This is a genomic window from Rossellomorea sp. SC111, assembly GCF_024733565.1.
Classification (GTDB): domain Bacteria; phylum Bacillota; class Bacilli; order Bacillales; family Bacillaceae_B; genus Rossellomorea.
Window position 1 is genome coordinate 1 of the sequence record NZ_JANIOC010000023.1, and the last position, 14,426, is coordinate 14,426.

General features: G+C 46.2%; 14 protein-coding genes. 2 read left to right on the top strand and 12 right to left on the bottom strand.

The window, feature by feature from the left end:
- Positions 1-176: 176 nt before the first annotated feature.
- Positions 177-1,571, bottom strand: coding sequence for an argininosuccinate lyase (argH, locus tag NQ095_RS21035; protein WP_258265328.1), 1,395 nt, complete (start codon positions 1,569-1,571; stop codon positions 177-179).
- Entirely contained in the window at positions 1,568-2,779 is a 1,212-nt protein-coding gene (locus NQ095_RS21040; RefSeq protein ID WP_258265329.1) for an argininosuccinate synthase, read from the bottom strand. The genes argH and NQ095_RS21040 overlap by 4 nt, the downstream gene beginning before the upstream one ends.
- A 209-nt stretch (positions 2,780-2,988) precedes the next feature.
- Here NQ095_RS21040 and NQ095_RS21045 point away from each other — a divergent pair, with 209 nt between their 5' ends.
- The gene (locus NQ095_RS21045) at positions 2,989-3,300 is read left to right on the top strand and encodes a hypothetical protein (RefSeq protein ID WP_258265330.1); all 312 of its coding nucleotides are present in this window, start codon (positions 2,989-2,991) and stop codon (positions 3,298-3,300) included.
- A 27-nt stretch (positions 3,301-3,327) separates the two neighbouring features.
- Here the strand turns inward: NQ095_RS21045 and NQ095_RS21050 are convergent, their stop codons facing one another.
- From NQ095_RS21050 to sppA, 8 genes are all read right to left on the bottom strand, one after another.
- Entirely contained in the window at positions 3,328-4,167 is an 840-nt protein-coding gene (locus tag NQ095_RS21050) for an EcsC family protein (RefSeq protein ID WP_258265331.1), read from the bottom strand.
- Between the two features lie 336 nt (positions 4,168-4,503).
- Entirely contained in the window at positions 4,504-5,697 is a 1,194-nt protein-coding gene (locus NQ095_RS21055; protein WP_258265332.1) for an acetate kinase, read from the bottom strand.
- Positions 5,698-5,991: 294 nt separating this feature from the next.
- Positions 5,992-6,975, bottom strand: coding sequence for a class I SAM-dependent methyltransferase (locus NQ095_RS21060; RefSeq protein WP_258265372.1), 984 nt, complete (start codon positions 6,973-6,975; stop codon positions 5,992-5,994).
- Positions 6,976-7,109: 134 nt separating this feature from the next.
- A complete protein-coding gene (gene tpx / locus NQ095_RS21065) occupies positions 7,110-7,610 on the bottom strand; it encodes a thiol peroxidase (RefSeq protein ID WP_258265333.1) in 501 nt (166 codons plus the stop codon).
- 128 nt (positions 7,611-7,738) lie between these two features.
- On the bottom strand, positions 7,739-8,215 hold the full coding sequence (gene ytfJ / locus NQ095_RS21070; RefSeq protein ID WP_258265334.1) for a GerW family sporulation protein: 477 nt from the start codon (positions 8,213-8,215) through the stop codon (positions 7,739-7,741).
- Between the two features lie 15 nt (positions 8,216-8,230).
- Positions 8,231-8,941: a DUF2953 domain-containing protein gene (locus tag NQ095_RS21075; RefSeq protein WP_258265335.1), complete on the bottom strand. Its 711-nt coding sequence runs from the start codon at positions 8,939-8,941 to the stop codon at positions 8,231-8,233.
- Between the two features lie 270 nt (positions 8,942-9,211).
- The gene (locus tag NQ095_RS21080; protein ID WP_258265373.1) at positions 9,212-9,664 is read right to left on the bottom strand and encodes an RDD family protein; all 453 of its coding nucleotides are present in this window, start codon (positions 9,662-9,664) and stop codon (positions 9,212-9,214) included.
- A gap of 92 nt (positions 9,665-9,756) precedes the next feature.
- Positions 9,757-10,767: a signal peptide peptidase SppA gene (sppA, locus tag NQ095_RS21085; RefSeq protein ID WP_258265336.1), complete on the bottom strand. Its 1,011-nt coding sequence runs from the start codon at positions 10,765-10,767 to the stop codon at positions 9,757-9,759.
- 146 nt (positions 10,768-10,913) lie between these two features.
- Between sppA and NQ095_RS21090 the strand changes: the two genes are divergently transcribed.
- Positions 10,914-11,714 carry an NAD kinase gene (locus NQ095_RS21090; protein WP_258265337.1) on the top strand — a complete coding sequence of 267 codons (801 nt, stop codon included), beginning with the start codon at positions 10,914-10,916 and terminating at the stop codon, positions 11,712-11,714.
- Positions 11,715-11,817: 103 nt separating this feature from the next.
- Here the strand turns inward: NQ095_RS21090 and rarD are convergent, their stop codons facing one another.
- Positions 11,818-12,732 (bottom strand): EamA family transporter RarD, encoded by a 915-nt coding sequence (rarD, locus tag NQ095_RS21095; protein WP_258265338.1) that lies wholly within the window; start codon positions 12,730-12,732, stop codon positions 11,818-11,820.
- A gap of 74 nt (positions 12,733-12,806) precedes the next feature.
- Positions 12,807-14,402 carry an amidohydrolase gene (locus tag NQ095_RS21100; protein WP_258265339.1) on the bottom strand — a complete coding sequence of 532 codons (1,596 nt, stop codon included), beginning with the start codon at positions 14,400-14,402 and terminating at the stop codon, positions 12,807-12,809.
- Between the last annotated feature and the right edge of the window lie 24 nt (positions 14,403-14,426).

Consider the following 14,426-nt stretch of genomic DNA (forward strand, 5'->3'; position numbering starts at 1 on the left):
GTCCGGTAGCTTATCGAGTAAGTACTGAATTAGCTGCTTAGAAATTTAAGTGTCCAACGTTATGGGACCAGTGCAAAAGCCCGAGGAGGCTCACCGCCAGCCCCGCGGAAAGCGAGCACCTGCAGCGGAAATCAACCAGCACGTAGCTACGGGCAAAGGATTTAGTACTCTTTCCTCTACACAGATTGTTCAACAAAAGCTCCCAACTGCGCCTTCCCCTTTCCAATCTGCACCTTCACCTGCTCAAACCCCGTACCACCATACGAATTCCTTCTCTCCACCGCCGAATACGGAGTCAGAATAGAATAAATATCCTCCTCGATCATCGAAGAAAACTCACCATACTCCTCAAGCGATACATCCTTCAGATAGCAGCCCTTTTCAATGCAATACAGCACAAGCTTCCCGACGATTTCATGGGCCTGTCTGAAGGGAATCCCCTTTGTCGCCAAGTAATCCGCAAGCTCTGTCGCATTGGAAAAATCATTCCCGACCGCTTCCTTCATTACTGCCGCATTCACTTTCATCGTTGAAATCATGCCCGTAAAGATCTTAAGCGATCCCACCACGGTTTTCACCGTATCGAACATGCCTTCCTTGTCTTCCTGCATATCCTTGTTGTAGGCAAGCGGCAGACCTTTTAAAACGGTAAGGAGTGAGATGAGATTCCCATTCACCCTGCCCGTCTTCCCTCTGACAAGCTCCGCCATATCCGGGTTCTTCTTCTGTGGCATGATACTGCTTCCTGTCGTGAAGCTGTCATCAAGTTCGATGAATCGGAACTCTTCCGTGGACCACAGGATCATCTCTTCCGCCAGGCGGGAAAGATGGGTCATCATGATCGAGCTGTTGCTCAGGAATTCCAAGATGAAATCACGGTCACTCACGGCATCGAGACTATTCTCATAGCACGCACCGAAGCCAAGGAGCTCGGCTGAATATTCCCTGTCGATGGGGAATGTCGTCCCAGCGAGTGCCCCCGCACCTAATGGGGAAATGTCGATTCTTTTCAGGGAATCAGCGAGTCGCTCCTTATCACGGTTAAGCATCCAGAAATAACACATCAGATGATGAGCGAACGAGATCGGCTGGGCCCGCTGCAGATGAGTGTATCCAGGAATGATCGTTTCTATGTTCGCTTCCGCCTGGACGATGATCGCTTCCTGCAGGTCCTCAACGAGCTTGACGATTTCCTCCACCCGTCTTTTTAAAAAGAGATGCATATCCGTCGCGACCTGGTCGTTACGGCTTCTGCCCGTGTGGAGCTTGCCGCCGACCTCACCGATTAAATCGATCAGATGCTTCTCCAGATTCAGATGAATATCTTCATACTCAACGGAAAACTCCAGTTCATTTTTTTCTGCCTTGCCATATAGGACGTGAAGACCACCGAGAATCTGATCGGCTTCACTGTCTGTCAGGATTCCGCATTTTTTCAACATTTTCACATGGGCGATGCTGCCTTCAATGTCTTCCAGTACAAGCTCCTGGTCGAATGAGATGGAGGCATTGAATTCATCCACCCATTCTTCCGGCTTCTTGGTGAAACGTCCTCCCCACAGCTTACTCATAGAGTGACTTTCTCTTTCTTCTCAGCGTTGACCATGGAAGACACCTTCGTCGGCAGACCCCATAGTTGAATGAATCCAATGGCAGCATCATGATCGAATTCATCCGCTTTTGTATACGTTGCAAGGTTTTCATCATACAATGAATTCGGTGATTTTCTTCCTTCGACGATGGCATGACCTTTAAATAATTTCACACGTACGACACCGTTCACATACACCTGTGTTTGATCAAGGAAAGCCTTTAACGCTTTATTTAATGGAGAGAACCATAATCCCTCATAAATTAATTCCGTCATTTTTTTCTCGATCACCGGTTTGAAATGGGCAAGTTCTTTCACCAATGTGAGGTCTTCCAGTTCTTTATGTGCTTTTAAAAGGGTCATGGCGGCCGGACATTCGTATACTTCACGTGACTTGATCCCGACAAGGCGGTTTTCCACATGATCGATACGGCCGACTCCGTGCTTACCGGCCAGCACATTCAGTTTCGCAATGATTTCATCAAGAGGATATGCCACGTGATTCAACTCCACAGGCACCCCTTTGGAGAACGTGATTTCAACCACATCCGCTTCATTTGGTGATTCTTCGATGCTTGATGTTAGATCGTATGCATCTTCAGGTGGTGCCGTCCAAGGATTTTCCAGCACCCCGCACTCATTGCTTCTTCCCCAAAGATTCTGATCGATGCTATATGGTGAATCAAGATTGATGGGAATCGGAATCCCCTTATCCTTCGCATATTCAATTTCTTCTTCACGTGACCACTTCCATTCACGAACCGGCGCGATTACTTCCAGTGACGGGTTCAATGCCGCGATGGACACTTCGAATCTCACCTGGTCATTTCCTTTCCCCGTGCAGCCATGTGCAACAGCCGTTGCATCTTCCTGTTCAGCGACCTCAACAAGCTTTTTGGCAATCAATGGTCTTGAGAGAGCGGACACCAGCGGGTATTTCCCTTCATATAGGGCATGGCTTTGCAGGGCAAGAAGCGCGTATTCGTTCGCGAACTCTTCTTTTGCATCGATGACATAGCTTTTCGACGCTCCAACCGTCAGCGCTTTTTCTTGTACAAAATCAAGATCCTTCCCTTCCCCGACATCCAGGCAGCATGCTATGACTTCGTATCCTTTCTCCTTTAACCATTGAACCGCAACCGACGTATCCAAACCACCTGAGTAGGCTAATACCACTTTTTTATTCATCCGTATCTCCTCCTGTTGATTTTATATAAAATGAATATTTATTCTTTAAGATGAATTTATATTAGCAGTTTATAAGGAGTACATCAATACTTATTCATCAATTTGTATAATTATTTTATGGACAATTGATGACATCGCCTTCGCACTGGGCTTCGTGCAGAATTTATTGTAGGATGAAAGAAGAATGAAAGTGAGGAGCATCCAGAAAGATGAGGAACGAATTTTTTTCATATGATTCAAGACTCGGCATCCATCTTCCATTGCAGTTGGAGGAATGGCCGATGTATTCGTCAGAGGAACAGGAAGTGATCCTCCTAGAGTGGGAGCGTATTCGGGGAACGATTCCGGACCGGATCGGAGAACTTGATGTGGAGATCGAGCGCCTTCAGGATGAACTGGCTGGGGAAGATAACTTTGACCGATCCTGCAAGATCAATCATGAAATCTCCGAAAGGGCTTCAGAGATCAATGATTTATGGCTCTGGTACCGGACCAATCCGGAAAAAACAGAAAGGGAATGATGCGATGAGCACATCATTCCCTTTCTTTTATTGTTCATTTTTCTTATCGCGTAAATAGCGGTATTGATAATATTTCTCTGCAAAATCAGTGATCTTCCTGGAAAGCTGATAATTGGATCCCGCACCGATGGCAATGCTGACAAGAGGCAGACCCGACCACTTTTTCCCTTTGAACATGGTGATGGCCATCGCTTTCAGTGCCTGCTTCATTGAGCCTTCCAGCCACGTATAATCCGTCAGCTGCTCTGAGCCGTCATAGAAGTAATTGGAATCCTTCTTGTTCAGATCCTCCTTCAGATCTTCCCAAGCGAGGGCCCGTAGCCTTGCCGGCAGAGTCGCTGCATGGAACACCTTCAATGACGTCATCATTTCAAACGGCGTCTGAACATCGAATCCATACGTGATGGCGATGAGCTGCACGGAACGCAGATTGATGACGAGCATCGCAGGCAGATCCGACCCAAGAGCCACAAGCCCACCGGTACCCGTCACCCCACCTTGTAACAGGGAGTAGATGCGATGGCGTCCCGCATGCTGTTCCGCTATGTAATGAAGCTGGTCAATCGTTAAATAGTGAAGATCCTCGACCGTCTGAATATCCTGATTGAATGCCCGCGCCGTCACAAGGATCCGCTCCCGAGCGTCATTCTGCATCTGTGAACCTTGAATCAGGGAATGCATATGAAACAACCAGCCATCCAGCCGCTGAAAAAATTGATCCTGAACATCTTCAGGAATCGATTCAAAGGCGTAGTCCAGCCACTTCACATATGTATGCTCCAAATCATTCGCTTCATATTCATACAACTCTTCTCTCCAAGTCTTGATCGCCTGCCATACCTGATTATCACGTTCTGACCAGTTCACTTCTCCCCACTCCTTACATTCCTTAAATTACGTATAGTATATCATATATGGAAGGGACAATTCCTTTGTGACAGGGAGAGTGGTGGGAATAGTCAGTAAATTCAACTTGTAAAGAAAATTCGACACCCCGGCATGATTAGTTGGAGTGTCGCATGATAAATGTGGATCTCGCATGAAAGTTTTAATAACCGCATGAATATCGTAAATCCGGCATGATACAGGTCATTTTCCGCATGATTCCTCAGCGAAGGGGATCCCAGCTAAAGTTTTCAGGTCCGTCCCTCTTTTTTCGAACAAAAAACAGGACCGCCATAGCAAGCGATCCCGTTTCATCTATTAGATATTTCCTTTTTCCACAACATCACGAGCGATCATGACTTCTTCATTCGTTGGAATGATCATGACTTTGACAGGTGAATGCGGGTAGTTGACGAATGCTTCTTTTCCGCGGACCTGATTGCGTGCCGGATCCCAGTATACGCCCATGAATTCCAAGCCTTGAAGGACTTTTTCACGGATCAGTGTACTGTTTTCACCGATACCTGCCGTGAAGACGATCGCGTCTACACCGTACATGCGTGATGCATATGAACCGATGTATTTATGGATACGGTTAGCGAACACTTCAAGAGCAAGTTCCGCACGCTCGTTACCTTCTGAAGCCTGCAGCTCGATATCACGAAGGTCACTTGAGAATCCAGATACACCAAGCATACCGGATTTCTTGTTCAGGATGTTCAATACCTCATCAGCCGTTGATCCTGTTTTCTCCATGATGAACGGGATAAGGGCCGGGTCGATATTACCTGAACGAGTTCCCATGGCAACACCTGCAAGTGGTGTGAAGCCCATGGACGTATCGATGGATTTACCGCCTTCGATGGCTGCGATACTTGCACCGTTCCCTAGGTGACAAGAAATCAGGCGCACTTGCTCTTCCGGGCGGCCAAGCATTTCAGCTGCGCGCTGAGATACATACTTGTGGGAAGTTCCGTGGAAACCATATTTACGGATTCCGAAATCTTCATAATACTCATATGGAAGGCTGTACAAGAATGAGCTTTCAGGCATCGTTTGGTGGAACGCTGTATCAAAAACAGCAACCGCAGGAACATTCGGCAACACGTTTTGGAATGCTTTGATACCTGTTAAGTTTGCCGGGTTATGAAGTGGGGCCAGGTCAGACAGTTCCTCGATTTTCGTCACAACTTCCTCTGTAATCAGAACGGAATCATTGAAGACCTCTCCACCATGTACGACACGGTGACCGATTCCATCGATCTCATCAAGAGAGTTGATGATACCATAGCCTGTCAGCTTTTCAAGCAGCATTTTAACCGCTACTTCATGGTTCGGGATGTCCGTCACTTCTTCACGTTTCTCATCATTTACTGTTATATTGAAAACCGCATCGTTCAGTCCGATACGTTCAATTAGACCTTTTGTAATAACCGTTTCTTCAGGCATATCAAAAAGCTGAAACTTTAACGAAGAGCTTCCAGCATTAATTGCAATCACTTTTTTTGCCACGTTGTATCGCTCCTTTTAATTTCGATCTATCGACTCTTATTTATTCTGTTCATTGAATCGTTTTTTATCTCTCAATTCCCCATTAAATCACTGACTCCAACCTATTTCAAGAAAAAGCTTGAAATGATATCGTTTTCATGTTAAATTAAATGTTTTCGCAATTTTTATGAAACTTGTCGATTCATGCTGAACGGTCGATATCTTTTGAAAAGGTCGATAAACTCCTCATTCTCTGCATACCCCCAACACCCGTCCAATAAAACACATAAAAAAAAGACCGCCCAAAGGCAGTCTTTACTTATTCTGTACAAGCCACTGATCGATCTTCGACAGGATATCCTGAAGGGCTCTCTGGTTTGATAGGCTTGGCAGTTGCGCAAGCAGGACCTCTTTAGGAGGCTTGGCTCCTGTCTTTTTCTTCTGAAGGATCAGGATGCTTTTCGCCGAGTTTTTATTTTTAAACAGGGAAAGCGGCAGCTGCAGGAAGCCCTGGATGTCTGCTTTCTCCTTCAAATAGCCTTGAAGCTGTGCGCTGTGCGGCGATTCGAAAAGTCCGTTCGGCACGATGAAGAAGAGGTATCCTCCGTCTTTCGTATGCTTCAGGCTTTGTTCGATGAATAGATGGTGGGCATAAGAGTGGCCCTCTTCTGCTTTCAGCTCATAATCCTGGGCGCGCAGGTCGTTAGGATAATACCCGATCGGCAGGTCGCAAAGGACAAGATCGACGGGATCGATGAACAACGGCTCGAGTGAGTCCTGGTTAAAGAGCTGAAGTGGATGCTTCTGGAGATCCGCTCCCACATAGGCAAGCTTGATGAGTACTTCATCGATTTCCACCCCGATGGACTCGGTTTCTTTACCCGGCATCTGGTTCAATACCGTCGTCAAGAGATTCCCTGTTCCGATCGCAGGGTCCAGAACCGTCAGCTTATTCATGTCTGCTGTGAATTTATTGACCAGATAACTGATGAATAACCCGAGTGAGTCCGGCGTCATTTGGTGATTCGGCTGGACGTTTTCTTTCATTCCTTTTAGTATCGCGAATTGAAAGGCTTTACGGATATTTTCATTCTCTAATTGAGAAATGTTCACTTCATCGTACTTTTTATTCAGGCGTTTCTTCGTGAGTTCGCTGACTTCTTCCTGAAGGACATTCCCTTGAAAAAGGTTCTCCCCTGTTTCGGCAACGGCTTCTAAATAACTGCAGGCAAGTTCATCCTTCAGCAGGGTGGCCGTTTCATCGATTATTCCAAATAATGATTCGACTGGCGAATTAATCATCGGCATTCATTCCTTTATCTCAATTTCATTCATCTATTGTACCTTTGTCCTAGACGTTTGTAAAAAAAACAATGCTGACCATAAAAAAGTCAGGTCAGCATGCTTTTTAGAACTATTTGATTGGGACAGGATTATTTCGCGTTTTTCACTGCTTCAACGGCAGCATCATAATCCGGGTGATCAGTCGCTTCGCTCACATATTCCACATACGTTACTTCATCATTGCTGTTTACAACGAATACAGCACGTGCCAGAAGACGAAGTTCCTGGATGTGTACGCCGAATGCTTCTCCGAAAGAAAGGTCACGGTGATCGGAAAGGGTTTGGACATTTTCGATTCCGTTCGCTCCGCACCAGCGTTTTTGTGCGAATGGAAGATCCACTGAAACCGTCAATACTTCTACATTATCAAATTTCGTTGCTTCTTCATTGAATTTGCGTGTCTGCGCATCACAAACACCGGTATCGATGGAAGGAACGACACTGATTAAACGTACCTTGCCCTTGGAATCATTCAGTGTGACTTCCGATAGATCATTAGCTAATACTGTGAAGTTGGGAGCTTTGTCGCCTACTTTAACCTCATTACCTAATAGAGTGACAGGGTTATTCTTAAACGTGATATTTGCCATTATTTGTTCCTCCTCTATAAATAGTATGTACCCTTTCATAGTACAGAAAAAGGAAGGGGGAAAGCAAATCATAGGGATCCTTTTCAAAAAAAAGATGAGCTCACTCATTCGAGTAAGCTCTCAATCATTTACAGTTCCATCTTATGATTTTGATTGTGCTGCCCGTTGTGATCCTCTTTATTGCCGTCCTTTTTCATCATGCCCTGAATCTTCTCGATGGCACCAGGAGCAAGGTCCAGCAAACGATCGATCAGGTGAGTGCTTTCATCTAAATGAAGCATCTTGATTCCTTTCGAGCTTACGATCAGGAACGCGATCGGCGTAATGGAGACACCGCCCCCGCTACCTCCGCCAAACGGCTGCTGCTTAGGGGATGACTTGTCACCACCGCCTTCTCCGCCTTTACCGCTGTCGCCTTTACCCTTACTGTCGATGATGAACTCACTGCCACCTGCAGCAAACCCAAAACCCACCTTTGAAACGGTGAGGATGACACTTCCATCGGGTGTTTCAACGGGATCACCGATAATCGTATTCACATCGATCATTTCTTTTAAATTTTCCATTGCCGTGGTCATCAGACCTTCAATCGGATGTTCTGACATGTGAAGACCTCCTAATTAGACTGAATGTTTTTCTTCAGAAATGGTGGAAAGGGGCTTTGTCTTAAACTTAGCCATACCGCCTCTCCAGTACCGAAGTATCTTGAAACCTACTAGGATAGCATTCCCTATGCGAAACTGGATAATACATGAAAATTGCGTTTGAATCACAGCATGCTGAAATGTCGGGGTCACCTCGATGACAGGCATGGATTGAAGCCGCATATACCCGCTCAAGATGCCAATGATGCTCCCTTTTAATCCCCATATGGCCCCGGTTAAGGTTCCTGTCGATGCCGCATCCCCGCTGCCAAATAGTGTCTTCCAATGGACTTGATCCAATTTGACTTTGTTAAGAAACCCCCGGATGATCCTGTGCATGGACTGAACATGAAGGACGATTTCCTTCGTATCATTTAAACTGGCAATGAAATCGTGAGGCGTGATTTTCTTTTTAGAGGCCTTCTTGTCAGAAGGGTTGCTTTCGCTCCCTTTCTTCGTTTCCTGTTCGACGACGACATTCGGACCTTCGTCATCAAGCTGCACCAGGGGAATGTCGATCGTATATTTGATCAAACCGAACCACGCCCTCAGCTTCACCTTGAAATGATCATTGTCATTTCCATGGTACAAAGAAATCGTGATCGTAAGCTTCGTAATAATAACAATGAATAATAGAAAAATAATAAGTGCCGCGATAATGATTAACATCCAGATCCACCAGCTCATAAATTCACACCCTTCAACCTCTTATTATGGCCTTTGCTGAGGAAAATAAACTTGAGGAGGTGGAAATTGCGGTGAAAAGAGGCTCTTGGGGAGTGTGCCTGATGGTGATTGCGTCTTTTTTTGATTAATTGCGTCATTTCCAGGGGGATTGCGTCATAATTTCATTAATTGCATCATTTCACAGAGTAATTGCGTATTTTACCACAAAATGGTAATTATGCACAAAACAAAAAAACAAACCCGCCCAATCAGCAGGTTTGCTTTTCTATTCTACACAGCCGGAGTAAATTCCAGCTTCTTCTTTTCCTGTACCACAGTCGTATCCGCAAACAGATCATGGATACCCTGCTTCTTATGGGTAAAGGCCACAATCACGTATAAAATAAAGACTGTCGTGGAGATGAAGCGGCCGATCAGCTCCCTGAATAGGATGGTTCCCCATGATGGTTTCGTGCCTTTCAGCTCGATGACCCGGATGCCGAATACCATTTTGCCGATGGTCTGACTGAAGTATTTCGTCATTAAGATGAAATACCCGTAGAAGACGATGCTCGTCAGAATCGAGATCGGGGCAAACATCGAACCGTCGGATAAAGAAATGTCCAATAGTTTAAAAATCGGGTTCACGATCAGTCTCGTGATGCTTCCGATGACGATCAAGTCGACAAGATAAGCCCAGAAGCGTATCCAGAATCCCGCCAGGTAAAAGCCGTCATGCGGGATGGTCCTTGAAAAGTCAGGAGAAGAAGATTGGACTTCGATATGCTCCCGTGTTTCATTATGTTCATAGCGATCACTCACTTCATTCACCTTCCTTATTCAGAATAGAGATACATCAATCGTGGAGAACTTGGGTTTGATAAAAGCTTCATCAGTGCCGCCGCTTCCATATCCTGACCCATCATTTTCTTTGCACCCATACTGAAGAATTCGGAGAAAGGATCACCCGCCGTATATTCAAATACTTGTGCATCTTTCAATTTATAATCCTTCTTCATCGCTGCAATCGTATCTTCCACATAGCCGAATTCATCAATCAGATTGACTTCCTTCGCCTGGATTCCATCGTACACACGTCCGTCGGCAATCTTCTTCACTTCCGCTTCAGACATATCACGCCCTTTGGCGATGACATCCACGAAACCTTCATACGAATTATCGATCATCGATTGAATGATCTTCCGTTCTTCATCGGTCATTTTACGGGTTGGACTCATAATGTCTTTGTACGGTCCACTTTTGATCGTGACGAAATCGACGCCGTATTTCTCAGCAAGTTCCGAGTAGTTGATGCTATGCATGATGACTCCCAGAGAACCTGTCAGCGTTTCTTTGCTGGCAAAAATCTTCGTGGCAGGAGCCGATATGTAATAGCCGCCGGATGCCGCCGTACCGCCCATCGATACATAAATCGGTTTCTTCGTTTTTTCCATAATCTCTACAAGCTTCGAATGGATCTGTGCACTTTCCACAACGCCGCCGCCTGGTGAGTTCACTTTCAAGATGATCCCTTTGACAGATTTGTCTTTTTCAACGGCATCAAGCTTATCCATAAAGAGCTCGTGGTTATAGCCCGGGCTTTCAAAAAAGGAACTTGCACCACCCGTATCCTGGATGACACCTTCCACTTCTAGGACCGCGATCCGTTTGTTTGCGTTCCCTTCATCAATGATTTCTTCGGAGAATGGGGTGTCCGTCCCTCCGAACATGTCTTCAAATGCCTGATTCACATCACCTGTCACAGCAGAGGTCGCAAAGTTGACGACTACCGAAACAAAGAATAGTGCGCCAGCGATCCCTAATGCTGTCCATCTTTTTGCATTCATCTGTATATTCCTCCCTCGTTTACCCTATCTTATGTAAGGATATGAATATCATTCTCATGTGGAAACATGATAGAATATTCACTAAGTTAGATTCTAGCAAAATTTCATGGAAATGGGAAAAATTATCTTTCCGGGAGGTACATACGATGAATAATCGACGAAATATCTATTTCTATGCTTTACACGAAGAAGGCATGCAGGCGAAGCTCGATCATTTATATGAACTTGCAACCCGCTATCATTTCAATATTGTCGAATCTCCTAAAACAGCCAATATCATCGTCAGTATCGGCGGCGACGGAACATTCCTTCAGGCCGTGCGTCAAACCGGTTTCAGACAGGACTGCCTGTACGCAGGAATTTCGACTGGGGGCACGTTGAGTATGTACTGCGACTTCCATATCGATGACACGTCCAAGATGATCGAAGCCATGACAACCGAGCAGATCGAAGTACGTAAATATCCGACCATCGAAGTGACCGTTGACAATCAGACATCCTTTCACTGCCTGAATGAATTCAGCATCCGCTCGGGCATCATCAAGACATTCGTCATGGACGTCTTCATCGACGACAAACATTTCGAGACATTCCGGGGAGACGGCATGATCTTCGCCACCCCGACGGGAAGTACTGCCTATAACAAATCCGTCAACGGGGCCATTGTCGATCCGATGCTCCCCTGCATCCAGGTGAGCGAAATGGCTACCCTCAATAACAACCGCTACCGTACACTCGGATCCTCCTTTATCGTGAGCGGACAGCGCCGCTTGGTTCTGAAGATCATCCAAGACGGAAACGATTATCCGGCGATGGGCATGGACAACGAAGCGTTAAGCATTCAACACGTGGAAACAGTCGAAGCGAAACTGAGTGATAAAATCATCAAAACGGTGAAATTGAAGGATAACTCTTTCTGGGAAAAAGTGAAAAGATCGTTTTTGTAGGGAAGATGGATTAGTTGGTACTGAAGTTGAAAGAATTTGCGGGCACTGTTCTTCCTAAATAAAACAAAAACGCTCCAGTCAAAAAAGACTGGAGCGTTTTTCATCATGCCGACAATCGGGCATCCCGTCTGCGCTTCCTGGCATACTGCACACGCGACGCGGTGAAGACCGTCAATGCGAGCCAAATGAACATAAACGATACGAGATGGGTAACAGAAAACTCTTCATGATACATAAAAATACCAAGTATCAACGTGATCGTCGGGGCGATATATTGCAGAAACCCGACCATGTACAAGGGGATCTGCTGGGCACCCTTGGAGAAAAACAATAATGGAATCGCTGTCGCTGCCCCGGCTCCCATCAGTAAGAGGTCCGTCCCTGCTGAAACGTGGAAGAGGGAAAGGGTTCCTTCTTGGTACATGTAGCCAAGGTAGATCAGGGATAATGGTGCGATGGTCATCGTTTCGAGTGTGAGGCCGATGGATGATTCGACCTGGATGAGCTTTTTGGCTAATCCGTATAGGCCGAATGAGAACGCGAGACCGATGGCGATCCAGGGGAATTCCCCGTATGAAAGAGTCAGGATCAGTACCCCGATGGCGGCTAATCCAAAGGAAATGATCTGTGCTTTCGACAGGCTTTCCTTCAGGATGAATACGCCCAGAAGTACGCTGACGAGTGGATTGATATAGTAACCAAGACTTGCTTCCACCATTTGATTCGTATTCACGGCCCATATGTAAATAAACCAGTTCGTACTGATCAGCAGTGAAGCAAGCAGCAAAGCGAATAACTGCTTCTTTTTAGTGAGAGATGTTTTCAGATAGTTGGTGAATTCCTTCCAACGCTTGCTGACGAACAAAAATAGAAGCATGAACCAGAACGACCAAAATATGCGGTTTGCGAGGATTTCATCCGCCGACACATGATTGACCCATTTCCAATAGATCGGCAGAATCCCCCATAATAAGTATGAAAACGCCGTATACAGGATCCCGGCTTGATCTTGCTTCATAAAAAACACCCCCAAAACTATTTCTATTTCCGAAATATCTCCATTATATCGGTGAACAGTTTTGGGGGCAATGATTATTTATTTTTTTTATAGACGATGGTCTCGTCAACGATGGTCATATCGACGACTTTGCCAAGTATTTGGTCCGTTTCGACGTTGAATGGATCGATATCCAAGACGGTGAAGTCTGCTGTGTACCCTTCACGGATCTCTCCTCGATCCTCTTCATGGTGACAGGCATACGCGCTCCCCTTTGTGAAGAGGGATACGGCTTCATACATCGTCAGTTTTTCTTCCGGACGATACACGGTCTTGTCGGGATCCATCGGGTTGGTCCGGGTTACGGCCGCATGGATCCCCCAAAGTGGATTGATCGGTTCGATCGGGGCATCCGAGCCGCCTGCACACGGGATGCCTTCGTCAAGAAGAGTTTTCCACGCATAGTTGTACTTCATGTTTTCTTTTCCGAGCCGTTCAACGACCCATGGGAAATCCGATGCCACGAATCTTGGTTGAATATCCAGGATGAGGGGCAGTCCTTTGATCTTCTCGATCAGTTCTTTACGGAGGATCTGGGCATGGATGAGCCGGTCCCGTCTCCCATGAAGGGTTGGTGCCTCCAAAATGCTGTCGACGACATTTTCAAATGCCTGATCCCCGATCGTATGGACGGCGATCGGCAGTTCATATTTTCTTGCCTTCTTCACAAGTTCCAGAAGCCGTTCGTTCGTATGGATGCTGACTCCCGTCGTGCTTGGATCATCGGCATACGGATAGCTTAAGAGTGCCGTCCTCCCGCCCAATGCACCATCCGCGAAAATTTTCATGGCGCCGAACTCAATGAAGTCATTTCCGCTCAGGAACTGATTGCCATCTTCCTTCCAATCTTCAATCACTTCATGATGGACGAGAAGATGTGCCCTGAATTTTCTTTTGCCTTCGTTGATGGCCTTAAGGAATGCATTGTATGTTTTCTTGAAGTTTCCGTAATAGCTCAGGTCTTCTGTATGACCGCCAACCAACCCGTGCTCCCAGCAGCTTTCGATCCCTTTGGTCAGGGCTTCGACGAGATACTCCGAGGAAATGGCAGGCAGGGCATCGACCATGAGATCCTGTGCCTTATCCTTTAATAAACCATTCAATTCGCCATTATCGTCACGTTCAATCAAGCCGCCTGCAGGATTCGGGGAGTTCTCGTCGATGCCTGCATGTTTGAAGGCAAGTGAATTCACCACCATGGCATGTCGGCAGATCCGTTTTAGAAGCACAGGATGGTTCGGAACGACTGCATCGATTTCCTGTTTGGTCAAAACCGCCGCATCACTCCATAGATTCTCATTCCAGCCTTCCCCGATGATCCATTTTCCTTCTTCGACGCCTTTGGCTTTTTCCTTGATGGCATCCAGCACTTCACGCTTGCTGTTCATACTGGAAAGATCGAGTCTCATCAGCGTCTCGCCGTGACCTATGAGATGCATGTGACTGTCGACAAACCCCGGGAACATTACCTTCTGCTCTAGATCCACTACTGAATCAATCGTGAACTTCTGCTCTAATTCATCCGTTGTGCCCAATCCTTTGATCAGGCCATTCTCTGTAAAAACCGCCTCAACATGATGTCCTTCTTGTTGCATTGTATAGATGGTGCCGTTTCTCCATAAAGTTCCCATGATGCATTGCCTTCTTTCCTAAAA

Bases quoted from the DNA above. Each gene is read 5' to 3' on its own strand.
- NQ095_RS21100 (WP_258265339.1), bottom strand. From the start codon at position 14,402: ATGGGAACTTTATGGAGAAACGGCACCATCTATACAATGCAACAAGAA.
- NQ095_RS21045 (WP_258265330.1), top strand. From the start codon at position 2,989: ATGAGGAACGAATTTTTTTCATATGATTCAAGACTCGGCATCCATCTT.
- sppA (WP_258265336.1), bottom strand. From the start codon at position 10,767: ATGAATGCAAAAAGATGGACAGCATTAGGGATCGCTGGCGCACTATTC.
- ytfJ (WP_258265334.1), bottom strand. From the start codon at position 8,215: ATGTCAGAACATCCGATTGAAGGTCTGATGACCACGGCAATGGAAAAT.
- NQ095_RS21075 (WP_258265335.1), bottom strand. From the start codon at position 8,941: ATGAGCTGGTGGATCTGGATGTTAATCATTATCGCGGCACTTATTATT.
- NQ095_RS21090 (WP_258265337.1), top strand. From the start codon at position 10,914: ATGAATAATCGACGAAATATCTATTTCTATGCTTTACACGAAGAAGGC.
- rarD (WP_258265338.1), bottom strand. From the start codon at position 12,732: ATGAAGCAAGATCAAGCCGGGATCCTGTATACGGCGTTTTCATACTTA.
- NQ095_RS21040 (WP_258265329.1), bottom strand. From the start codon at position 2,779: ATGAATAAAAAAGTGGTATTAGCCTACTCAGGTGGTTTGGATACGTCG.
- argH (WP_258265328.1), bottom strand. From the start codon at position 1,571: ATGAGTAAGCTGTGGGGAGGACGTTTCACCAAGAAGCCGGAAGAATGG.
- tpx (WP_258265333.1), bottom strand. From the start codon at position 7,610: ATGGCAAATATCACGTTTAAGAATAACCCTGTCACTCTATTAGGTAAT.